This is a genomic window from Coralloluteibacterium stylophorae (assembly GCF_018122625.2).
Taxonomy (GTDB): Bacteria; Pseudomonadota; Gammaproteobacteria; order Xanthomonadales; family Xanthomonadaceae; genus Coralloluteibacterium; species Coralloluteibacterium stylophorae.
The window spans coordinates 481379-501904 of sequence record NZ_JAGQFT020000001.1; the positions used below are offsets into that span (position 1 = coordinate 481379).

Annotated in this window: 17 protein-coding genes and 1 other RNA gene; 5 read left to right on the forward strand and 13 right to left on the reverse strand. The window is 71.1% G+C overall.

The window, feature by feature from the left end:
• Positions 1–8: 8 nt before the first annotated feature.
• From greA to hrcA, 8 genes are all read right to left on the reverse strand, one after another.
• Complete coding sequence (gene greA, locus KB893_RS02115) at positions 9–491, reverse strand: transcription elongation factor GreA (protein WP_211927557.1); 483 nt, start codon at positions 489–491, stop codon at positions 9–11.
• Positions 488–3715, reverse strand: coding sequence for a carbamoyl-phosphate synthase large subunit (gene carB, locus KB893_RS02120; RefSeq protein WP_213173365.1), 3228 nt, complete (start codon positions 3713–3715; stop codon positions 488–490). The genes greA and carB overlap by 4 nt, the downstream gene beginning before the upstream one ends.
• 1 nt (position 3716) lies before the next feature.
• A complete protein-coding gene (gene carA / locus KB893_RS02125; protein WP_213173366.1) occupies positions 3717–4841 on the reverse strand; it encodes a glutamine-hydrolyzing carbamoyl-phosphate synthase small subunit in 1125 nt (374 codons plus the stop codon).
• A 176-nt stretch (positions 4842–5017) separates the two neighbouring features.
• Positions 5018–5740: a 4-hydroxy-tetrahydrodipicolinate reductase gene (locus tag KB893_RS02130; protein WP_213173367.1), complete on the reverse strand. Its 723-nt coding sequence runs from the start codon at positions 5738–5740 to the stop codon at positions 5018–5020.
• Between the two features lie 88 nt (positions 5741–5828).
• Positions 5829–6956, reverse strand: a complete 1128-nt coding sequence (gene dnaJ / locus KB893_RS02135; RefSeq protein WP_213173368.1) for a molecular chaperone DnaJ — start codon at positions 6954–6956, stop codon at positions 5829–5831.
• A 117-nt stretch (positions 6957–7073) separates the two neighbouring features.
• Positions 7074–9002 carry a molecular chaperone DnaK gene (gene dnaK / locus KB893_RS02140; RefSeq protein WP_213173369.1) on the reverse strand — a complete coding sequence of 643 codons (1929 nt, stop codon included), beginning with the start codon at positions 9000–9002 and terminating at the stop codon, positions 7074–7076.
• A 145-nt stretch (positions 9003–9147) separates the two neighbouring features.
• Positions 9148–9696: a nucleotide exchange factor GrpE gene (grpE, locus tag KB893_RS02145; RefSeq protein WP_211927939.1), complete on the reverse strand. Its 549-nt coding sequence runs from the start codon at positions 9694–9696 to the stop codon at positions 9148–9150.
• Positions 9697–9809: 113 nt separating this feature from the next.
• Complete coding sequence (gene hrcA, locus KB893_RS02150) at positions 9810–10853, reverse strand: heat-inducible transcriptional repressor HrcA (RefSeq protein ID WP_211927940.1); 1044 nt, start codon at positions 10851–10853, stop codon at positions 9810–9812.
• Positions 10854–11002: 149 nt separating this feature from the next.
• Here hrcA and recN point away from each other — a divergent pair, with 149 nt between their 5' ends.
• On the forward strand, positions 11003–12676 hold the full coding sequence (gene recN / locus KB893_RS02155) for a DNA repair protein RecN (RefSeq protein ID WP_211927941.1): 1674 nt from the start codon (positions 11003–11005) through the stop codon (positions 12674–12676).
• A 12-nt stretch (positions 12677–12688) separates the two neighbouring features.
• Here the strand turns inward: recN and fur are convergent, their stop codons facing one another.
• Entirely contained in the window at positions 12689–13096 is a 408-nt protein-coding gene (gene fur, locus KB893_RS02160) for a ferric iron uptake transcriptional regulator (RefSeq protein ID WP_211927942.1), read from the reverse strand.
• 105 nt (positions 13097–13201) lie between these two features.
• Between fur and KB893_RS02165 the strand changes: the two genes are divergently transcribed.
• The gene (locus tag KB893_RS02165) at positions 13202–13594 is read left to right on the forward strand and encodes an outer membrane protein assembly factor BamE (protein ID WP_213173370.1); all 393 of its coding nucleotides are present in this window, start codon (positions 13202–13204) and stop codon (positions 13592–13594) included.
• A gap of 8 nt (positions 13595–13602) precedes the next feature.
• Here KB893_RS02165 and KB893_RS02170 read toward each other — a convergent pair whose 3' ends face one another.
• The gene (locus tag KB893_RS02170; RefSeq protein ID WP_213173371.1) at positions 13603–13914 is read right to left on the reverse strand and encodes an RnfH family protein; all 312 of its coding nucleotides are present in this window, start codon (positions 13912–13914) and stop codon (positions 13603–13605) included.
• Complete coding sequence (locus tag KB893_RS02175; RefSeq protein WP_213173372.1) at positions 13898–14329, reverse strand: type II toxin-antitoxin system RatA family toxin; 432 nt, start codon at positions 14327–14329, stop codon at positions 13898–13900. Before KB893_RS02175 ends, KB893_RS02170 begins: the two co-directional genes overlap by 17 nt.
• 60 nt (positions 14330–14389) lie before the next feature.
• Here KB893_RS02175 and smpB point away from each other — a divergent pair, with 60 nt between their 5' ends.
• Positions 14390–14887, forward strand: a complete 498-nt coding sequence (gene smpB / locus KB893_RS02180; RefSeq protein ID WP_211927949.1) for an SsrA-binding protein SmpB — start codon at positions 14390–14392, stop codon at positions 14885–14887.
• A 104-nt stretch (positions 14888–14991) separates the two neighbouring features.
• Positions 14992–15345: a transfer-messenger RNA gene (gene ssrA, locus KB893_RS02185) on the forward strand.
• Positions 15346–16017: 672 nt separating this feature from the next.
• On the opposite strand, the gene KB893_RS02190 is transcribed toward ssrA, so the two are convergent.
• Together KB893_RS02190 and KB893_RS02195 are read right to left on the reverse strand one after the other, a co-directional pair.
• Complete coding sequence (locus tag KB893_RS02190; protein WP_211927948.1) at positions 16018–16266, reverse strand: hypothetical protein; 249 nt, start codon at positions 16264–16266, stop codon at positions 16018–16020.
• A gap of 276 nt (positions 16267–16542) precedes the next feature.
• Positions 16543–19803: a S8 family serine peptidase gene (locus tag KB893_RS02195; RefSeq protein ID WP_213173373.1), complete on the reverse strand. Its 3261-nt coding sequence runs from the start codon at positions 19801–19803 to the stop codon at positions 16543–16545.
• Between the two features lie 263 nt (positions 19804–20066).
• On the opposite strand from KB893_RS02195, the gene KB893_RS02200 reads away from it, so the two are divergent.
• Positions 20067–20486, forward strand: coding sequence for an OsmC family protein (locus tag KB893_RS02200; protein ID WP_213173374.1), 420 nt, complete (start codon positions 20067–20069; stop codon positions 20484–20486).
• Positions 20487–20526: the final 40 nt, after the last annotated feature.

The following is a 20526-nucleotide window of genomic DNA, read 5'->3' on the forward strand; positions in this document are numbered from 1 at the left end:
CCTCAGCCTCAGGCCTGGTACCGCACCTCGACCAGCTCGAACTCGCGCTGGCCGCCCGGCGCGTCCAGCACCACGGTGTCGCCCGCTTCCTTGCCGATCATCGCGCGCGCCAGCGGCGACGAGATCGAGATGCGGTTCTGCTTGATGTCGGCCTCGAGGTCGCCCACCACCTGGTAGGTCTTCTCCTCGTCGGTCTCGACGTCGGCCAGCACCACCGTCGCGCCGAACACGACCTTGCCGCCCGGGTTGAGCTTGCCCGGGTCGATGATCTCGGCATGCGAGAGGTCGGCCTCGAGCTGCTTGATGCGGCCCTCGATGAAGCCCTGCTGCTCGCGCGCGGCGTGGTACTCGGCGTTCTCCTTGAGGTCGCCGTGCTCGCGCGCCTCGGCGATGGCGGCGATGACCGCCGGCCGCTTCACCCGCGTCAGGTCCTCGAGCTCGGCGCGCAGGCGCTCGGCGCCGGCGGCGGTCAGGGGAATACGCGTGCTCATCCGTGCAACTCCTGGTGCAGTTCCTGCAGCGAGGACACGTCGCCCTCGCCGCGGTGGTCCAGCGACTGCAGCAGCGCACGCGCGCCGGCGATCGTCGTGGAATAGGTGACGCGGTGCTGGAGCGCCTCGCGCCGGATGGAGAACGAGTCGGAGATCGCCTGGCGACCCTCGGTCGTGTTGACGATGTAGACGATCTCGCCGTTCTTGATCAGGTCGACCACGTGCGGCCGGCCCTCGGTGACCTTGTTGACCACCTCGCAGGCCACGCCCTCGCCGGCCAGGTAGGCCGCGGTGCCGGCCGTCGCCACCAGCGTATACCCGCGGCGGACCATCTCCTGCGCGACCGGCAGCAACCTCACCTTATCGGGATCGCGCACCGAAACGAAGGCCTTGCCGACCTTGGGGGCACGGATCCCGGCGGCCTCCTGCGCGCGGGCGAACGCCCTGGCGAAGCCGCGGCCGACGCCCATCACCTCGCCGGTGGAGCGCATCTCGGGACCGAGGATCGGATCGACGTTCTGGAACTTGGCGAACGGGAAGATCGCCTCCTTCACCGAGTGGTAGCCGGGCACGATCTCGTCGAGCGCGCCCTGCTCCGCCAGCGTCTGGCCGACCATGCAGCGCGCGGCGATCTTGGCCAGCGGCCGCCCGATCGCCTTGGACACGAACGGCACCGTGCGCGAGGCGCGCGGGTTGACCTCGAGGATGAAGATCGCCTCGTCCTGGATCGCGAACTGCGTGTTCATCAGGCCGACCACGTTGAGCCCGCGGGCGAGCTGGGCGACCTGCTCGCGCAGGCGGTCCTGCACGCCCTTCGACAGCGAGTACGGCGGCAGCGAGCAGGACGAGTCGCCGGAGTGCACGCCGGCTTCCTCGATGTGCTCCATGATCCCGCCGATCAGGACCTTGCCGTCGCGGTCGGCGATGATGTCGACGTCGACCTCGACGGCATTGTCGAGGAAGCGGTCGAGCAGCACCGGCGAGTCGTTGGAGACCTTGACCGCGTCGCGCACGTAGCGCGCGAGGTCGGCGTCGGAGTAGACGATCTCCATCGCGCGGCCGCCGAGCACGTAGCTCGGGCGCACCACCAGCGGATAGCCGATCTCGCGCGCCAGCACCAGCGCCTCCTCGGCGGTGCGGGCGGTGCGGTTCGGCGGCTGCTCCAGGCCGAGGCGGGTGACCAGCTGCTGGAAGCGCTCGCGGTCCTCGGCGAGATCGATGGAGTCCGGCGAGGTGCCGACGATCGGCACGCCGGCCGCCTCGAGCGCACGCGCCAGCTTCAGCGGGGTCTGCCCGCCGTACTGCACGATCACGCCTTCCGGCTTCTCCAGCGCCACGATCTCGAGCACGTCCTCGAGCGTCAGCGGCTCGAAGTAGAGGCGGTCGGAGGTGTCGTAGTCGGTGGAGACGGTTTCCGGATTGCAGTTGACCATGATCGTCTCGTAGCCGTCCTCGCGGAGCGCGAGCGCGGCATGGACGCAGCAGTAGTCGAACTCGATGCCCTGCCCGATCCGGTTCGGGCCGCCGCCCAGCACCATGATCTTGCGGCGGTCGGACGGATTGGCCTCGCACTCCTCCTCGTAGGTGGAATACAGGTAGGCGGTGTCGGTGGCGAACTCGGCAGCGCAGGAGTCCACGCGCTTGTACACCGGCTGCACCCTGAAGGCGTGGCGCAGCGCGCGCACCGCGGCCTCGTCGGTGGCGGTGAGCTGGGCCAGGCGCGCGTCGGAGAAGCCCTTGCGCTTGAGCCGGCGCAGGGTCGCGGCGTCGAGCGCCTGCAGGCCGCGCGCGACGACGTCGTTCTCGAGCTGCACGATCTCCTCGATCTGGTCGAGGAACCACGGGTCGACGAAGGACAGCGCATGCACCTCCTCCACGCTCATGCCGGCGCGGAAGGCGTCGGCGAGGTGGAAGATGCGCTCGGCGCCCGGCTCCTTGAGCTCGCGGCGCAGTGCGGTCAGGCCCTCGTCGCTGCCGAGGTCGAGGCCGGTGGGATCGAAGCCGACCTTGCCGGTCTCCAGTCCGCGCAGGGCCTTCTGCACCGATTCCTGGAAGCTGCGGCCGATCGCCATGACCTCGCCGACCGACTTCATCTGCGTGGTCAGGCGCGCGTCGGCCTGCGGGAACTTCTCGAAGGCGAAGCGCGGGATCTTGGTCACCACGTAGTCGATCGCAGGCTCGAACGAGGCCGGCGTCAGCCCGCCGGTGATCTCGTTGCGCAGCTCGTCGAGGGTGTAGCCCACCGCGAGCTTGGCCGCGACCTTGGCGATCGGGAAGCCGGTGGCCTTGGAGGCCAGCGCCGAGGAGCGCGACACGCGCGGGTTCATCTCGATGACGACCACGCGCCCGGTCTGGGCGTTGATGCCGAACTGCACGTTGGAGCCGCCGGTGTCGACGCCGATCTTGCGCAGCACCGCGATCGAGGCGTCGCGCAGGCGCTGGTATTCCTTGTCGGTCAGCGTCTGCGCCGGGGCGACGGTGATCGAGTCGCCGGTGTGCACGCCCATCGCGTCGAGGTTCTCGATCGAGCACACGATGATGCAGTTGTCCGCGGTGTCGCGGACGACCTCCATCTCGAATTCCTTCCAGCCCAGCACCGACTCCTCGACCAGCACCTCGCCCACCGGCGACAGCTCGAGGCCACGCTTGATGATCTCCTCGAACTCCTCGCGGTTGTAGGCGATGCCGCCGCCGGAGCCGCCGAGGGTGAAGCTCGGGCGGATGATGGTCGGGAAGCCGACCTTGGCCTGGATCTCCAGCGCCTGCTCGAACGAACGCGCGACCTCGGCCTTGGGGCATTCCAGCCCGATCTCGCCCATCGCCACGCGGAACAGCTCGCGGTCCTCGGCGGTGCGGATCGCCTCGCGCGAGGCGCCGATCAGCTGGACCCCGTGCTTCTCGAGCACGCCGTGGTCGGCGAGGTCGAGCGCGCAGTTGAGCGCGGTCTGCCCGCCCATGGTCGGCAGCAGCGCGTCCGGCTTCTCCTTGGCGATGATCTTCTCGACCGTCTGCCAGTTGATCGGCTCGATGTAGACCGCGTCGGCGGTCTCCGGGTCGGTCATGATCGTGGCGGGGTTGGAGTTGACCAGCACCACGCGGAAGCCATCGGCCTTGAGCGCCTTGCAGGCCTGCGCGCCGGAGTAGTCGAACTCGCAGGCCTGGCCGATGACGATCGGGCCGGCGCCGATGACGAGGATGGTCTGGATGTCGGTACGGCGGGGCATCTCAGCGGGCCTCCATCATCGAAACGAACTTGTCGAACATGCCGGCCACGTCCTGCGGTCCGGGGCTGGCCTCGGGATGGCCCTGGAAGCCGAACGCGGGCGCATCGGTGAGCGCGATGCCCTGGTTGGTGTCGTCGAACAGCGAGCGGTGGGTGACGCGCACGTTGGCCGGCAGCGTCGCCTCGTCGACCGCGAAGCCGTGGTTCTGGCTGGTGATCATCACCCGCCCGGTGTCGAGGTCGATCACCGGATGGTTGGCGCCGTGGTGGCCGTGCTTCATCTTCACCGTCTTCGCGCCGGCGGCGAGCGCCAGGAGCTGGTGGCCGAGGCAGATGCCGAAGGTCGGGATCTGCTTCGCCAGCAGCTCGCGGATCGCGGCGATGGCGTAGTCGCAGGGCTCCGGATCGCCCGGGCCGTTGGCCAGGAAGATGCCGTCCGGATCCAGCGCCAGCGCCTCGGCGGCAGAGGTCTGCGGCGGCAGCACGGTGATGCGGCAGCCGCGCTCGGCGAGCATGCGCAGGATGTTGGTCTTGACCCCGTAGTCGAAGGCGACGACGTGGAAGCGGCGGTCGCTCCGGGCGAACGTGCCGGCGTCGAGGTCGAGGCGGCCCTCGCTCCACTCGTAGCGCTCGCGCACGCCGACCTCCTTCGCCAGGTCCATGCCCTTCAGGCCCGGGAACTTGCGCGCGGCCTCGACCGCGGCGTCGGCGTCGACGTCGTCGCCGGCCACCAGGCAGCCGTTCTGCGCGCCGGTGGAGCGCAGCAGGCGGGTCAGGCGGCGGGTGTCGATGTCGGCGATGGCGACGGTGTCGTTCTTCGCCAGCCACGCCGGCAGCGAGAGCTGGCTGCGCCAGTTCGACGGCCGCCGCGGCACGTCGCGGCAGATCAGGCCCGAGGCCCAGACCTTGAACGATTCGTTGTCCTGGTCGGTGCAGCCGGTGTTGCCGATGTGCGGATAGGTCAGCGTGACCAGCTGGCGCGCATAGGAAGGGTCGGTGAGGATTTCCTGGTAGCCGGTCATGGCGGTGTTGAACACCACTTCGCCGACGCGGCTGCCGGCTGCGCCTACGGAAATGCCCTCGAACACGGTGCCGTCTTCGAGCGCAAGGAGTGCGGGTTGCGTCACTGGGATCTCGCCTGGCTGGGGCCTCGCTGCGCTGCCTTCGGATACGCGCAGACCCGCGGATGCGGCAGGAGCCGATCCGGACGGGTTGAGGTAGGGGGTGGGGCGAGCGGGAATTCTAGCGGCCCGCCCGCTGCTGCGCCAGCATGACGGCGCGATGACGGTTGGCTGGCGGTCGGTCAGTCGAGGCCGGGGAACATCAGCGCCGCGAAGCCGTAGCGTCCCGGCGGCTGCTCCGCGAGGCGGGCCGCCGCCTGGATCGCGCCGAACGCGAAGATGTCGCGGCTGGTCGCCCGGTGCACGAGCTCCAGGCGCTCGCCGGTGGAGGCGAACTGCACGGTGTGCTCGCCGACGATGTCGCCCGCGCGCAGGCTGGCGTAGGCGGGCCCGCGGCCGCGCCCGGTCTCGACCGCCGCGCCCAGCAGCAGCGCGGTGCCCGAAGGCGCGTCGCGCTTGCGGGTGTGGTGGGCCTCTACGATGTCGCAGTCCCAGTCCGGCAGCGCCGCGGCCACCCGCCGCGACACCGCTTCCAGCACCGCCACGCCGAGGCTGAAGTTCGGCGCCCACAGCACCGGGATGTCGAGCGCGGCGGTGTCGAGTGCGGCCTGCTGCGCCGCCGAGATCCCCGTGGTGCCCGACACCAGCGGCACGCGCCGTTCGCGGCACAGGCGCAGCACCGCCTCGAACGGCTCCGGCAGGCTGAAGTCGATGGCCAGGTCGAAGTCCGGCGCGTCGCCGAGCGCGTCGGGAGCGAGACAGGCGGCCTCGCCGGCCGCCAGCGGCGTGCGCGCGGCCACGGCCGCCACGGCGAAGCGCGCGTCGTCGCGCAGCAGGCGCAGGATCGCCTGGCCCATGCGGCCGCTGGCCCCGTGGACGAGGAGTCGGATCGGGTCTGGATGCATCACGGCAGGATAGCCGAAGGCGCCCGCTCGCCGGCACGAAAAAGGGCGGCCTCGAGGCCGCCCCTGGTCGCATCCGCCGGCACGCGCGTCAGGAGCGCATGCGTTCCCAGATCGACTTCACGCCGTCGAAGAAGGTGCTGGACTTCGGCGAATGCCGGCGCGCGTGCTCGCCGGCGAAGGTCGCCTCGAATTCCTCCAGCATGCGGCGCTGCTCCGCGGTCAGGTTGACCGGGGTCTCGACCACGACCTTGCACATCAGATCGCCGGCGGCGCTGCTGCGCACCGACTTCACGCCCTTGCCGCGCAGCCGGAACATCTTGCCGGTCTGGGTCTCGGCGGGAATGCGGATCTCGGCGCGCCCCTCCAGCGTCGGCACCGCGATCACGGCGCCGAGCGCGGCCTGCGAGAAGCGGATCGGCACCTCGCAGTAGAGGTCGTCGCCGTCGCGCTGGAAGATCGAGTGCTCGCGCACCCGCATCTCGACGTAGAGATCGCCCGCCGGCGCGCCCGGCGGACCGGCCTCGCCCTCGCCCGCCAGGCGGATGCGGTCGCCGGTGTCGACGCCGGCCGGGATCTTGATCTCGAGGACCTTGTCCTCCTCGACGCGGCCGTTGCCGTGGCAGCGGCGGCAGGGGTTCTTGATGACCTTGCCGCGGCCGGCGCAGGTAGGGCACGGCTGCTGCACCGAGAAGATGCCGCGCTGCATGCGCACCTGGCCGATGCCGCCGCAGGTCGCGCAGGTGTCGATCTCGCCGTCCTCGGAGCCGGACCCGCCGCAGCTCTTGCAGCCCACCAGGGTCGGCACCTCGATGGTGCGCTCGATCCCGGCGACGGCCTCCTCCAGGTCGATGTCGAGCACGTAGCGCAGGTCTGCGCCGCGCATCGGCCCGCGCCCGCCGCGGCCACCGCCGAAGATGCTGCCGAAGATGTCGCCGAAGATGTCGCCGACGTCGCCGTAGGCGGCACCCCCGCCACCGCCGCCCATGCCGTGCTCGAAGGCGGCGTGGCCGTGCTGGTCGTACATCCGCCGCCGGTTGGCGTCGGACAGCACCTCGTAGGCTTCCTTGGCCTCCTTGAACGCGGCCTCGGCCTTGGCGTCGCCCGGATTGCGGTCCGGGTGATGCTTCATCGCCAGGCGGCGGTAGGCCTTCTTGAGTTCCTCGGCCGAGGCGCTGCGGCCGACGCCCAGCACCTCGTAGTAGTCGCGCTTGCTCATCGCGGACAGCATCCCGTGCAGCGGGCCCGCCGCGTGCGGTGCGGCGGGCCGTCATACGTCAAAAGGGACGCGGAGCCCTGCGGCCCCGCGTCCCGTGGCATCGCCAGTCGCGGGCGGTTACTTCCTGTCGTCGCCCTTGACCTCGGTGAACTCGGCGTCGACCACGTCATCCGGGGTCTGGCCGCCGGCCGGGCCGGAGCCCGCCTCGGCGCCCGCGCCCGGATTGGCACCGGCCGCCGCGGCGGCGTACAGCGACTGCGCGGCTTCCTCGAGCGCCTTGGACTTGGCCTCGATCTGGCCCTTGTCGTCGCCCTTCATCGCGGTCTCCAGCTCGGCCAGCGCAGCCTCGACCTTCGCGATCACCTCGCCGCCGACCTTCTCGCCATGCTCGGTGATGGCGCTGCGGGTCGAATGGATCAGGGCGTCGGCCTGGTTGCGGGTCTGCACCAGCTCCTGGAACTTCTTGTCCTCCTCGCGGTGCGCCTCGGCGTCGGCGACCATGCGCTGGATCTCGTCGTCGGACAGGCCCGAACCGGCCTTGATCTCGACCTTCTGCTCCTTGCCGGTCTTCTTGTCCTTGGCCGAGACGTGGAGGATGCCGTTGGCGTCGATGTCGAAGGACACCTCGACCTGCGGCATGCCGCGCGGCGCGGCATCGATGCCGGTGAGGTCGAACTTGGCCAGCGACTTGTTGAAGCGGGCCTGCTCGCGCTCGCCCTGCAGCACGTGCACCGTCACCGCGGACTGGTTGTCCTCGGCGGTGGAGAAGGTCTGCGAGGCCTTGGTCGGGATGGTGGTGTTCTTCTCGATGATCTTGGTGAACACGCCGCCCAGCGTCTCGATGCCCAGCGACAGCGGGGTCACGTCGAGCAGCAGCACGTCCTTGACGTCGCCGGCCAGCACGCCGCCCTGCACCGCCGCGCCGATCGCCACCGCCTCGTCGGGGTTGACGTCCTTGCGCGGCTCCTTGCCGAAGAATTCCGCCACCGCCGCCTGCACCTTGGGCATGCGGGTCTGGCCGCCGACGAGGATGACCTCGTTGACGTCAGAGGCGCGCAGGCCGGCGTCCTTGAGCGCGGTGCGGCAGGGCTCGATGGTGCGGCGGACCAGCTCGTCCACCAGCGCCTCGAGCTTGGCCCGGGTCAGCTTGATGTTGAGGTGCTTCGGGCCCGAGGCGTCGGCGGTCACGTACGGCAGGTTGACCTCGGTCTGCTGCGACGAGGACAGCTCGATCTTGGCGCGCTCGGCCGCGTCCTTCAGGCGCTGCAGGGCCAGCGGATCCTTGCGCAGGTCCAGCCCGGAGTCCTTCTGGAACTCGTCGACGAGGTAGTCGATGACGCGATTGTCGAAGTCCTCGCCGCCGAGGAAGGTGTCGCCGTTGGTGGCCAGCACCTCGAACTGCTTCTCGCCGTCGACCTCGGCGATCTCGATGATCGAGACGTCGAAGGTGCCGCCGCCGAGGTCGTAGACCGCGACCTTGCGGTCGCCGCCCTTCTTGTCGAGGCCGTACGCCAGCGCCGCCGCGGTCGGCTCGTTGATGATGCGCTTGACGTCGAGCCCGGCGATGCGGCCGGCGTCCTTGGTCGCCTGGCGCTGCGAATCGTTGAAGTAGGCCGGGACGGTGATGACCGCCTCGGTGACCTTCTCGCCCAGGTAGTCCTCGGCGGTCTTCTTCATCTTCTCCAGCACGCGCGCGGAGATCTCCTGCGGCGCGAGCTTCTTGCCGTCCGCGGTCTCGACCCAGGCGTCGCCGTTGTCGTGCGCGACGATGCCGTAGGGCACCACGTCGAGGTCCTTCTTGACCTCGGCGTCGGTGAACTTGCGGCCGATCAGGCGCTTGACGGCGTAGAAGGTGTTCTTCGGGTTGGTCACCGCCTGGCGCTTGGCCGAGGCGCCGGCGAGGACTTCGCCGTCCTTGGTGAACGCGATGATCGACGGCGTGGTGCGGTCACCCTCGCTGTTCTCGATGACCTTGGCCTTGCCGCCTTCCATGACCGACACGCACGAATTGGTCGTGCCGAGATCGATGCCGATGATCTTGCCCATGTTGTGCTCCCTCAAGATGTGGATCGCGGCCGCGCCGCGCAAAGAAGTGGACCTGACGATGTGCGTGGGCGGCCGGGCCGCCGGTCTGCCACCGGATGTGGGGCCCGCGGCGCGGCGTTCAAGCCTCGCGCGCGGCCGCGCGAGGTCAGGCGTCGCGCGCCACCATCACCAGCGCCGGGCGCAGCAGGCGCTCGTTCAGCACGTAGCCGCGCTGGGCCACCTGCACGACCGTGTTCGGCGCCTGGCCCTGCCCGTCGACCATGCCGATGGCCTGGTGCTGCTGCGGGTCGAAGGTCTCGCCGGCGGGATCGACCACGGCCAGGCCGTGGTCGGCGGCGACCTTGCGCAGCTGGCGCAGGGTCAGCTCCAGGCCGTCGCGCAGCGGGCTGGCCTCGGCGGCGGAGGCGAGACCGGCCTCAAGGCTGTCGAACACCGGCAGGAGCTCCGAGAGCAGGCGCTCGTTGGCGAAGCGCCGGGCCTGCTCGAGGTCGCGGGTCAGCCGCCGGCGCAGGTTCTCGAGCTCCGCGCGCTCGCGCAGCCCGTCCTCGCGCAGCCGCGCGAGTTCCGCCTGGGCCGCCGCCAGCGCGGCCGCCGGATCCTCGCCCGCCTCCGCCTGCGGCTCGGTCTGCGCCGCGGCCGGCTGGGCCTCGTCGTAGGGGGTCTTGGCGTGCTGGGGCGTGTCGGGTTGCTGCATCGGCTGCGGTCCTGATAGCTGTCGTTCGAAACGCGGGCGCGACCGGCTGCCGCGTCCCTTCCGCAGGCCGTTATGCGGACGGCGCAGGCGCTTTCAAGCCCGCCCGCGCGCCGTCAGGCGCCGGCGGGGCCGAGCGCGGCGCCCAGGACCTCGGCGCTGGCCTCGACGATCGGGATGACCCGGTCGTAGGCCATCCGAGTCGGCCCGATCACCCCCAGCACGCCCAGCACCTGCCCCTCCACCGCGTAGGGCGCGGTGATCACGGTGCAGGCGCCGAGCGAGGGCAGGCCCGCCTCCTCGCCGATGAACACGCGCACGCCCGGCGCGCGCTGGGTGCGCTCCAGCAGCTGCAGGATCTCGCGCTTGCGGGAGAAGGCCTCGAACAGTTCGCGCAGGCGGTCCAGGTCGGACAGGTCCTGGATGCCCATCAGCCGCGTCTGCCCGGCGACCAGCATGTCGTCGTCGCCGCCGCCGGCGAGCGCATGCTCGGACAGCTCCACCGCCGCCGACAGGGTCCGCTCCATCTCCGACCGGGTCTGCCGCAGCTCGCGCACCAGCTGCGCGTGGATGTCGGGCAGCGTGCGCCCGGCGAAGTGGGCGTTGAGGTAGTTGGCGGTGCGCTCCAGCTCCTCGCGGGCGTAGGGCCGGCGCGTGGCGAAGACCCGGTTCTGCACCTCGTTGTCAGTGAACACCAGGATCGCCAGCACGCGGTCGCCGTCGAGCGGCACGAAATCGATGTGCCGGAACGCGAACTGGGTTCGCTTCGGCACCGTCACCACGCCGGCGAACCGGCTCATCGCCGAGAGCAGCTCCGAGACGCTGCCCAGCACCGCCTGGGTGCCCGCCCCGGCCGCCAGGTTGGCGCGCATGCGGGCGCGCTCGCTGGCACCCAGCGGCTTGAGCTGCAGCAGGCTGTCGACGAACACCCGGTAGCCCTGCGCCGTGGGGATGCGCCCGGCCGAGGTGTGCGGCGCCGCGACCAGGCCGACCTCCTCGAGGTCGGACATGATGTTGCGGATCGTCGCCGGGCTCACGTCGAGACCCGAGGACTCCGCCAGCGTGCGCGAGCCGACCGGCTGGCCGTCGCGGATGTACTGCCCGATCAGCGTGCGCAGCAGCTGGCGGGCGCGCGGATCGAGGATGGGCGATGCAGTCATGGCGGGACGCGGCACCGACGGTGCGCTGGGACGTGGCGACTAGATAAGGGCAGCGGCCGACGCAGGCAAGCGCCGACGGTGTCTTATCGGCTGAGAAGCGCCCACGTACACTGCGCAGCGATCCGCACTTCCGCGACCGCCCGCAGCGCATGCTCACCCGTCTCCAGCTCAAGGATTTCGCCGTCGCCAGCAGCGCCAGCGTGAGCTTCGGCGCGGGGCTCACCGTGGTCTCCGGCGAGACCGGCGCCGGCAAGTCGCTCCTGGTCGACGCCCTGCTGCTGCTGACCGGCAGCCGCGCCGACAGCGGCATGGTCCGGCACGGGGCGGCACGCGCGGAGCTGGAGGCCGAGTTCGAGCTGGCCGACGCCCCCGCCGCCGCAGCCTGGCTGGCCGACGCGGAACTCGACGAGGACGGGCTGTGCCAGGTGCGCCGCGTGGTCCGCGCCGACGGCGGCTCGCGCGCCTGGATCAACGGCCGTGCCGCCACCATCGCGCAGCTGGGCGAGCTCGGCGGCCTCCTGGTCGAGATCCACGGCCAGCACGAGCACCAGGCGCTGCTCTCGCGCACGCACCAGCTCGCCCTGGTCGACGGCTTCGGCGGCCACGACCGGCTGCTCTCCGCCGTGCGCGAGGCCGCACAGGAGTGGCACGCGCTGGCCCGGCGCCAGGCCGAGCTGGCGCGCGACGGCGACCCGTCGGCGCGTCTGGACTGGCTGCAGCACCAGTACGACGAACTGGAGGCCGAGGCGCTCGCGCCGGAGTCGATCGACGAGCTCCTCGCCGCGCACCGTCGCCAAGCCAACGCCGCAGGCCTGCTGCAGGGCTGCGACCGCGCGGTCGCGCGCCTGTCCGGCGACGAAGGCTTCGCCGTCGCGCCGCTGCTGCGCCAGGCCCATGCCGAGCTCGCCCAGCTCGCCGCCGACGAGCCCGCGCTGGGCGAGGCGGTCGGCATGCTGGACGCGGCGCAGATCCAGATCGACGAGGCCGCGGCCCTGGTCGAGCGCCTGCGCGACGGCTTCGAGCTCGACCCCGACCGCCTGCAGGAGATGGAGGCGCGCCTGACCCGGCTGCACGAACTCGGCCGCAAGCACCGCGTGCCGATCGAGGCGCTGGCCGAACGCCGCGAGACGCTCGGACACGAACTCGAGGCGCTGCGCGCCGCCGGTGCCGACGCGGCCTCCATCGCCGAGCGCATGGCCGCCGCGCAGGCGCGCTGGCGCACGGCCGCCGACGCCCTCGGCGCGGCCCGCGCGAAGACGGCGAAGCGGCTGGCGGCGCAGGTCGAGACCCTGATGCACGAACTCGGCATGGGCGGCGGCCGCTTCGAGATCGCGCTCGAGCCGAACGCCGGCGACACGCCCGATCCGCAGGGCGGCGAGCGGGCGGAACTCATGGTGTCGGCCAATCCGGGACAGCCGCCGCGCCCGCTGCGCAAGGTCGCCTCCGGCGGCGAACTGTCGCGCATCAGCCTGGCGATCGAGGTCGCGACGCTGGATGCGGACGCGGTGCCGACCATGGTCTTCGACGAGGTCGACACCGGCATCGGCGGCGCGGTCGCCGAGGTCGTGGGACAGAAGCTGCGCGCGCTCGGCGCGCGCCGGCAGGCGCTGTGCGTGACCCATCTACCGCAGGTCGCGGCGCAGGGCCACGGCCACTACCGGGTCAGCAAGGACGTCAGCGCGGGCACCACCCACAGCCAGGTCACCGCGCTGGACTCAGCGGCGCGCACCGAGGAGATCGCGCGCATGCTGGGCGGGCTCGACATCACCGAGACCACCCTCGCCCACGCCCGGCAGATGCTCGAGCGCGCGCAGGCCGCATAGGCGGCGCGGCGGCTACTTCTTCTGCTTGGGACGGACGTAGAGCACCAGCGAGTGCTCCTCGAGGATGTAGCCGTGGCGGTCGGCGATCTCGCGCTGCAGGCGCTCGATCTCGTCGCTGGTGAACTCGATGACCTTGCCCGAATCGAGGTCGACCATGTGGTCGTGGTGCCCGCCGCGGTCGAGCTCGAACACGGCCTGGCCGCTTTCGAAGTTGTGCTTGAGCACCAGCCCGGCCGCCTCGAACTGGGTCAGGACCCGGTACACCGTCGCCAGGCCGATGTCCTCGCCCGCGTCCAGCAGGTTGCGGTAGACGTCCTCGGCGGTCATGTGCCGCGGGCTCGCCTCCTCCAGGAGGGACAGGATCCGGAGCCGCGGGTGCGTGACCTTCAGCCCGACCTTGCGTAGATCCTGCGATTCCATGAACCCTCCAACGGCAGGTGAATGTGGCTGCACCGCTGCCGGCGCGAAACGGACGCTAGTGTATCATCGCGCCCCTCTCACACGGCCTGCGAGCGACCCGCGCTGATGAAGAAGATCTCGACGATGCTGCTGGCGACCAGCCTCCTGGCCGGCTGCGGAATCCTCTACCGGCAGCCGATCTACCAGGGCAACCTGCTGCAGCCGGAGAACGTCGAGCAGCTGCGCGAGGGCATGACCAAGCGCCAGGTCGGCTCGCTGCTCGGCACGCCGATGGTGAGCGATCCCTTCCACGAGTCGCGCTGGGATTACGTCGCGACGCAGCGCGACACGCGCGTCGGCGGGCCGGAGATCAAGAACCTCACCGTCTACTTCGAGGGCGACACGGTCGCCCGCTGGGAAGGCGAGTACTTCCCGAAGCAGGACGAGGAGCTGGGGCGCAAGATGGCGCGTTTCGGCAACCTGCCGCGCGAGAAGAACCAGCGCGGCGGCGGTCGCTGAGCCGAGCGTCAGTCGTCCGCCGCGGCGCGCCGGCGCCGCGCTTCCTTGGGGTCGACCTTGAGCGGCCCCACGATTTCCACGCGGTCGCCCTCGCGCAGCCGTTGCGCCCTGCCCGCGCTGCGTCCATGGACCGCCAGCGCGGCGTCGTCCTGAAGCAGTTGCGGCGCATGCGCGGCGATAGCGGCGCGCACCTCGCGCGCGGCGCCGAGCGCGGCATCGACGTCGGCTCCGGCCTCGAGCTCCACGTGCTGCGCCCAGCTGCGGCCGTCCCAGGCGAAGACCACCTCGACCGTGAGCCGCGCCTCAGGCGACGCTGGCATCGGCGGCGCGGATGAAGTCGCCGACCATGCGGTCGGCCATGGTCTTGAAGCCCACCTCCAGCGCGCGCCCGATCAGCCGGCTGCTGGTCTCGAAGTCCATGGTCAGCGAGACCTTGCAGGCCTGCTCGTCGAGCGCCTGGAACTCCCACACGCCCTGCAGGCTGCGGAACGGACCGTCGACGAGGTCGAGCTGGATGCGGCGGTCGGGCACCAGCGTGTTGCGCGTGGTGAAGCCGCTGCGGATCGCGCCCAGGCGCAGCGACAGGCGCGCGACCATGTGGTCCTCGCCGCGCTCCAGCACTTCGGCGCCTTCGCACCACGAGAAGATCCGCGGATAGGCATCGACATCGTTGACGAGCGCGTACATGCGCGCGGCGGAGTGGCGCACGAGGGCGTGGCGGTGGACGTGGCTCATCGGGGATGTTCGCTCGCCACGCACGGCGTGCTGCGCGAGAATGGCGGCAGAGAGGAAGTCATGTCGAAAAAGACCGGAAAGAATAACGGAAGCGGCGCGGGCGGAACCATCGCGCTCAACAAGCGTGCCCGCCACGAGTACCACCTCGAGGAACGCTTCGAGGCCGGGCTGGCCCTGCAGGGCTGGGAGCTGAAGGCGATCCGCGCCGGGCGCGCCAACATCGGCGAAAGCTATGCGCTGGTGCGTCAAGGCGAGATCTTCCTGTTCGGCTCGCAGATCACCCCGCTGATCTCGGCCTCGACCCACGTCGTCGCCGACGATCGCCGCAACCGCAAGCTGCTCATGCACCGCCACGAGATCGACCGCCTGGTCGGCTACGTCGAGCGCGAGGGCTACACGCTGATCCCGACCGCGCTGTACTGGAAGGCCAACCGGGTCAAGCTCGAGCTGGCGCTGGCCAAGGGCAAGCAGACCCACGACAAGCGCGCGGCGAGCAAGGAGCGCGACTGGCAGCGCGACAAGCAGCGGATCATGCGCAAGAACAACAGGGACGCCTGAGCCGCCGGTGCGGTGAACGGCGGACGGCGGTGGGCCTCCCGCACCTTGAATGCGCCCCGCCCGCCCCTATACTTGCCGCGATCGGATGATCGATGCGTTTTCCCGGGGGTGCTCTGGCTTCGACGGGGGTCGCGAAATCGTCTGGTGCATGCCGAGGGGGTGACTTTCCTCGTTAATCCAGTCGCAAACTCATAGTTGCCAACGACGACAACTACGCTCTCGCCGCTTAAGGCGTAGCCCCGAACCCACTTGTGCCCGTGCTCGTGGATGTAGGGTCATCATCACGGGATCGCCGGTGGCGGCTGCCTGTCAGCCATCGGTCAACCCAAAACAGGCTGGTTCCGCCGCGCGCTTCGCACACCGTGCTGCGTCGGGACGAGATCCAACGGTGAGCTAAGCATGTAGGACCGGAGATGGAGTGCCTTCGGACGGGGGTTCGACTCCCCCCACCTCCACCAACAGACGATCCGCAAGGGTCCGTAGAAGGCCGCGAAACCCAGCAACCACGGGCTTCGCGGCCTTTTTCGTTTCCGCTCCTGTCCGCCGCGGGTCATGAGGCGGTTGGGCAAGAGAAGGACCGAGAGCAGGTGCTCCCGGCCTCGATCGCCTTCGGAATGATGCAGCCGTTGAGGCGCATGCAGCCTGCGTATGCGATGGCAGGCAGCGACGTCACCCTCGCGCTGCGACAGGCCTGCGCCGTTTGTTCGCATGCGACGCATGGATTGGACCGGGCCGTCTCGAACCTGGCGGCGGCCACCAGAAAAAATATCGCAGACGGACAGCTCGACCTTGTTCGCCATCTTCATCCTGCGATTGGCGCCGGAGCGGACGAAGCGAGCAAGGCCTCAAGCCGCTCGGTGCAACCGTGCCAGCGCGACGACGCTGTTGACCGCCATGCACCGGATGTCACGCATGCAAGGTGGCCGACGCTCCGCCCGCGTCGGCGGATGAAACTGTGTTGTTCGCCACGTCGCGGCGAATCGGCGCCCGCATGCCTACCGGCTTCGCATCGCCCGGTCGCAGGCACTGCGTCGCGCTTCGGCTGCGTTGCCGTAGCGCATGCGGCCGCGCTGGCCGTCAGCCGGACGTCCACGGACGGCATCCGGTCCGGCAACGCACCTCGAAGATGATCATGCGGGGCCCCACACGCTGCCGGCGGCTGCGTACGTGCGCTCGACGCGGAAATCGCGCAGCCCCTGCTCGACGCGCACGACCGCGGGCAGACCGGTGGTGCGGAACCAGCTCCGGGCCAGCACGTCGGCCCCGGCGATGGCGGCCTCGCGGTCCAGGAATGGGCGAGGATCGCCGGGACCGTCGGTACGGATCTGCCACTGCCCCGTCCAGGCGTTACGGCTCACATCGAAACTGCGTCCGTCCATGCTGCCTCGTCCTCGCTCGTGGGTCCGGATGCCGCGACGCCGGCGAGCGAAGGTGCGACCCCGGCACGTCGCCATGCGGGTCGCCGTCGCGTGCGGCGCAGGTCGGCACGCAGGGCGTGCCGGCGCAGCATCGCCAAAGCCCTGCGGCACGCACACCTGACTTTTCTCAATTTTCCTGCGCCGTGGACGCTACGCGTCGGTCCGTGCCGGCCACGCTGTCGCGCCCATCGCGCTGAGGAGACAGCCGCGTGCGGAGCTGCCGTGCAGCCGCTACCGCTATGAGTCGACCTCGAAGCGCAGCGGCACGATCGACAGCGGGCGCTGCGGGTCGTTGCTCTCGATGCACAGGCGCCCGTGATGGACGCCGGGATCGAGCGCGTCGGCGCTCAGGGTGACGCCGAGCGTGGAGCTTTCGCCCGCGCCGAGGCTGCCTCCGGTGGAGTCGGCCGTCGCCCACGGCGGCGTGCACAGGCCGGTCGCCAGCACCGTCATGGAGGCGCCGTAGTGTCCGGGGAAGGCGCTGTCGATGCCGCCCCACTGCGCGCCCGGGGTGCCTCCGAATTCAGGCTCGGTGTTGATCTCCTGCGCCACCGCGCCGTCCTGCACGTCGCGCAGGAAGCGGTACCAGATCACGGTGAGCCCGCCGGGCATGGGCAGCGAGTCGAAGGTCGGATAGGCGACCAGCCAGTAGCGCCCGGCCGGCAGCGCCAGGTCCAGGCTCGCTGCCGCCAGGTCGAGGGCGAGCGTGTTGGTGCCGCGCGCGACGCCGGGATTGCTGGGGCTGGTCGTATAGCTCCAGACCGGCGGTGCGCCCTGCCCCGGCGCGCCGGCCGGGGCCCCGTCGGCGTCGGCCCAGACGCTCCAGGTGATCGAGGTCGCGTACTGGTCGACCGTGTCGCCGTAGTTGGCGAACAGGAAGCCCTCGACCGAGAGTTCCTCGATGGTGGTCGGCTCGGCCAGCTCGAAGTCGTCGGCGACCAGCGCGCCGGTGCCGCTGTCGGCGTAGAGCGTGCTGACCAGGCCGTTGAGGGTGTTGGCCGGCTGGTCGACGATCGGCAGCGCGCGCTGCCCCTGGAACAGCGACCAGGTCAGGCCGTCGTTGCCGAGGTTGGAGAGCGTGATCGCGGCCTGGGCGCTGCCGCCCGCGGGCGCCGACGCATCCACCTCCTCAGGCTCGATCGCCAGCTCCAGGGGATCGACGAATACGGCGACCGGCATGGACAGCGTCGGCAGGCTGCGCGCCAGCGGCTCCAGCACGACCCGTCCGAACGCCCAGGCGCCCTGCTCCTCGCCTTCGACGTCGATGGTGATCGTGATGGTCCGCGACTCGCCGGCCTGCAGCAGGAAGCCCGACGGCGCGACGCTGCCGCCGATGTCCTCCAGGCTCGCCTGCCAGCTGCCGCGTTCGACCGCGGTGACGGTGCGCTCGAAGGTGCAGCGGTCGATGCAGTGCAGCGCCTGCAGGCTGGGGATGTTGAGGGTCGAGGGGTCGCCGCCGGCGGCGGGATCCGCGGCACGCATGGCCGCGGGGGTGGCGTCCATGACCAGTCCCGGCGCCATGGCCGGCCCGACCTGGATGCGGCCGGCGCCGCGCATCAGCGGCGTGGCCGGCGCGCCGTCGACTGCGTCGGTCATCGCCGGTGTGGCGGTCAGCATCAGCGCCGACTTGGCCTCGGCCGGCGTCCACTCCGGGTGCAGGGCGCGCAGCAGGGTGAGCGCGCCCGCCGCATGCGGCGACGCCATCGAGGTGCCGCTGGAGAGCCCGAGGGCATCCGCCCCGCCGGCCAGCGCCGCCAGCACATCGACCCCGGGTGCGGCGACGTCGGGCTTGAGCGCCGCATAGGCGCTGGGCCCGCGCGAGCTGAACGTCGCGACCTGGTCGGGCTCGGTCGCCGTCGGCTCCGACGGGTAGTCCAGGAGCGCCGTCACGCCGGCGTTGTCGACGTAGAAGTCCTCGATCGCGTTGCCCTGGCTCAGGGTGACGACGCCGACCGGGATCGTGGTGTTGTCCAAGGCCGGGTTCAGCGCAGCGTCCGCGTTGTTGACCAGGACGACGGCGACCGCCCCCGCGGCCGCGGCGTTCTGCACCTTGATCACGAAGGTGCAGTTGCCGCGGCGGATCATCGCGATCTCGCCGACGAGCGAGCCGGCCGGCGGCGCCGCGCACAGGAAGGGATCGGCGGGATCGTAGGCCAGCGGCGCGGCGATCGGCTCGATCAGCGGTGTGCTGCTCGAGGGGATGGTGATGGTGATGTCGGTCAGCGGCGCCGGGACCGGCTCGGGCCCGGTGATCCGCAGCTTGTTCACGAAGGGGCCGCGGGTGTGGGTGGATGCCGCCACCGACAGCACCCATGGTTCGACGTGGCCGAGGGTGGCACCGGCCGGGCCGCTGTTGCCGGCCGAGGCGGCCACGCTGATCCCGGCCTCCACCGCGTTGAGGAAGGCCAGCGAGTTGGCCTGCGTCCACGGTGCGGTGCCGCCGCTGATCGAGTAGTTGAGCGCGGTCACCACGCCGTCGGCGATGGCCTGCTCGATCGCCGCGAGCGTCGAGACGTTGGGGCACAGCCCGCGGCCGTCGCCGGCGACGTAGCAGACGTCGTAGACGACGAGGTTGGCGCGCGGGGCGACGCCGCTGATGATCCGCTCCGGCCCGCCCGGCACCTGCGCCCTGCGCGCGTTGCCGGCGGCGGTCGAGGCGGTGTGCGAGCCGTGGCCGTTGTTGTCCTCCGGCCCGGGCGGCCCGTCGCTGGCGTCGGGGTCGCCGGCGATGATCTCCGGCATCAGCGCGTCGACGAAGTCGTAGGCGCCGACCACCTTGGCGTTGCAGCGCGGCGTCCACTCCGGAATCGCCTCCTCGCCGCACAGCCCGAGGTACACGCCCTCGCCCAGCGGATTGGCGTGGCGATAGCCGGCGCCGTCGATCTCCGCGAACGAGGGGCTGTCGAAGTTCAGGCCGGAATCGATCACGCCGACGATCTCGCCCTCGCCCTGGCTGCGCGGGCCGCGCAGGCCACGGATGGGAACCGGAACGAGGTTGCCGCCGCTGCCGCCCTGGTAGCGCACGCCCCAGGCCAGCGGCGCACCGATCAGCTCGGGGCCGGCGTCGGTGTCCTGCGGCAGCAGGGTCACCGGCTCGACGCCGGCGATGCCGGGGCTGTCGCGCAGGACCGCGGCCTCGGCCGGATCCAGCCGCACCGCGGCGGCGTTGACGGCGTACTGGAAGCGCAGGCGTTCGTCGAGCGGCTGCAGCGGGCGCCCGACATCGCGCGAGGCTCGTGCCAGCGCGGCGTCCTGGCGCGCGAGCGCCTGCGCGCGCTGCGCCCCCTGCAGGGCCACGGCGCGGCGGTCCACCACCGGCGCATCGAAGCGGACCAGGTAGAGGCCCGGCAGCGTCTCGGCCTCCAGCACGACGCGTCCCGAGTCGTCGATGCGCGCCGCCTGGGACTGGGCGGATGCCGCCGTCGGCAGGGCGAGCGCCAGCGCGAACGCCGCACCGAGGGCGAGCGGGTGCGGAAGGGAACGGAAGAATGTGGACATGCCGGACTCCGGGGGCCGGCGCCTGCGGCGCCGCTGAGTGGCGATCGACCGCGAACAGCCGCCACCGGCCCGCTCCGGATGCCCCCTGCATCCGTGGACCGGCGCACCGCGGTCACGTCGCAGCGGCGATGCCGCTGCACGCGCCGAGTCTAGGCACGCCCTGAGCACCCGGACAATGTCAACGCGTGCCGGACGCCCGTCATTGACACCGGCTTACTGCTGCCGCCCTAGCCTGCCGTTCCCCACTCCCGAGGAGGACATCCATGGCACGCAAGGCAACCGCGATCTGGAACGGCAACGGCAAGGAAGGCAAGGGCCAGCTCAGCACCGAATCGAAGGCGCTGGATTCGGTCTATGGCGCCAAGGCGCGCTTCGAGGACGGCCCCGGCACCAATCCCGAGGAGCTGCTGGCCGCCGCGCATGCCGGCTGCTTCACCATGGCCACCGCCTTCGCGCTGGAGAAGGCCGGCTATGCGGCCGACGAGCTGCACACCGACTGCGCGATCTCGCTCAAGTCGGAGGGCGAAGGCTTCCGCATCACCGCCTCGGCGCTGACGATGAAGGCGAAGATCCCCGGCATCGGCGAGGACGAGTTCCAGAAGATCGCGCAGGCGGCGAAGGAAGGCTGCCCGGTGTCGAAGCTGTTCGACACCGAGATCACCCTGCAGGCCACGCTCGGCTGAGGATGCCCGGCCGGCGGCGCGGCGACGGCCGCGTCGCCCG

What these genes read in the sequence shown, in the direction of transcription:
- greA (WP_211927557.1), bottom strand. Translation starts at nt 491, where the DNA reads ATGAGCACGCGTATTCCCCTGACCGCCGCCGGCGCCGAGCGCCTGCGC.
- carB (WP_213173365.1), bottom strand. Translation starts at nt 3,715, where the DNA reads ATGCCCCGCCGTACCGACATCCAGACCATCCTCGTCATCGGCGCCGGC.
- KB893_RS02130 (WP_213173367.1), bottom strand. Translation starts at nt 5,740, where the DNA reads ATGCATCCAGACCCGATCCGACTCCTCGTCCACGGGGCCAGCGGCCGC.
- dnaJ (WP_213173368.1), bottom strand. Translation starts at nt 6,956, where the DNA reads ATGAGCAAGCGCGACTACTACGAGGTGCTGGGCGTCGGCCGCAGCGCC.
- dnaK (WP_213173369.1), bottom strand. Translation starts at nt 9,002, where the DNA reads ATGGGCAAGATCATCGGCATCGATCTCGGCACGACCAATTCGTGCGTG.
- grpE (WP_211927939.1), bottom strand. Translation starts at nt 9,696, where the DNA reads ATGCAGCAACCCGACACGCCCCAGCACGCCAAGACCCCCTACGACGAG.
- hrcA (WP_211927940.1), bottom strand. Translation starts at nt 10,853, where the DNA reads ATGACTGCATCGCCCATCCTCGATCCGCGCGCCCGCCAGCTGCTGCGC.
- recN (WP_211927941.1), top strand. Translation starts at nt 11,003, where the DNA reads ATGCTCACCCGTCTCCAGCTCAAGGATTTCGCCGTCGCCAGCAGCGCC.
- fur (WP_211927942.1), bottom strand. Translation starts at nt 13,096, where the DNA reads ATGGAATCGCAGGATCTACGCAAGGTCGGGCTGAAGGTCACGCACCCG.
- KB893_RS02165 (WP_213173370.1), top strand. Translation starts at nt 13,202, where the DNA reads ATGAAGAAGATCTCGACGATGCTGCTGGCGACCAGCCTCCTGGCCGGC.
- KB893_RS02170 (WP_213173371.1), bottom strand. Translation starts at nt 13,914, where the DNA reads ATGCCAGCGTCGCCTGAGGCGCGGCTCACGGTCGAGGTGGTCTTCGCC.
- KB893_RS02175 (WP_213173372.1), bottom strand. Translation starts at nt 14,329, where the DNA reads ATGAGCCACGTCCACCGCCACGCCCTCGTGCGCCACTCCGCCGCGCGC.
- smpB (WP_211927949.1), top strand. Translation starts at nt 14,390, where the DNA reads ATGTCGAAAAAGACCGGAAAGAATAACGGAAGCGGCGCGGGCGGAACC.
- KB893_RS02190 (WP_211927948.1), bottom strand. Translation starts at nt 16,266, where the DNA reads ATGGACGGACGCAGTTTCGATGTGAGCCGTAACGCCTGGACGGGGCAG.
- KB893_RS02195 (WP_213173373.1), bottom strand. Translation starts at nt 19,803, where the DNA reads ATGTCCACATTCTTCCGTTCCCTTCCGCACCCGCTCGCCCTCGGTGCG.
- KB893_RS02200 (WP_213173374.1), top strand. Translation starts at nt 20,067, where the DNA reads ATGGCACGCAAGGCAACCGCGATCTGGAACGGCAACGGCAAGGAAGGC.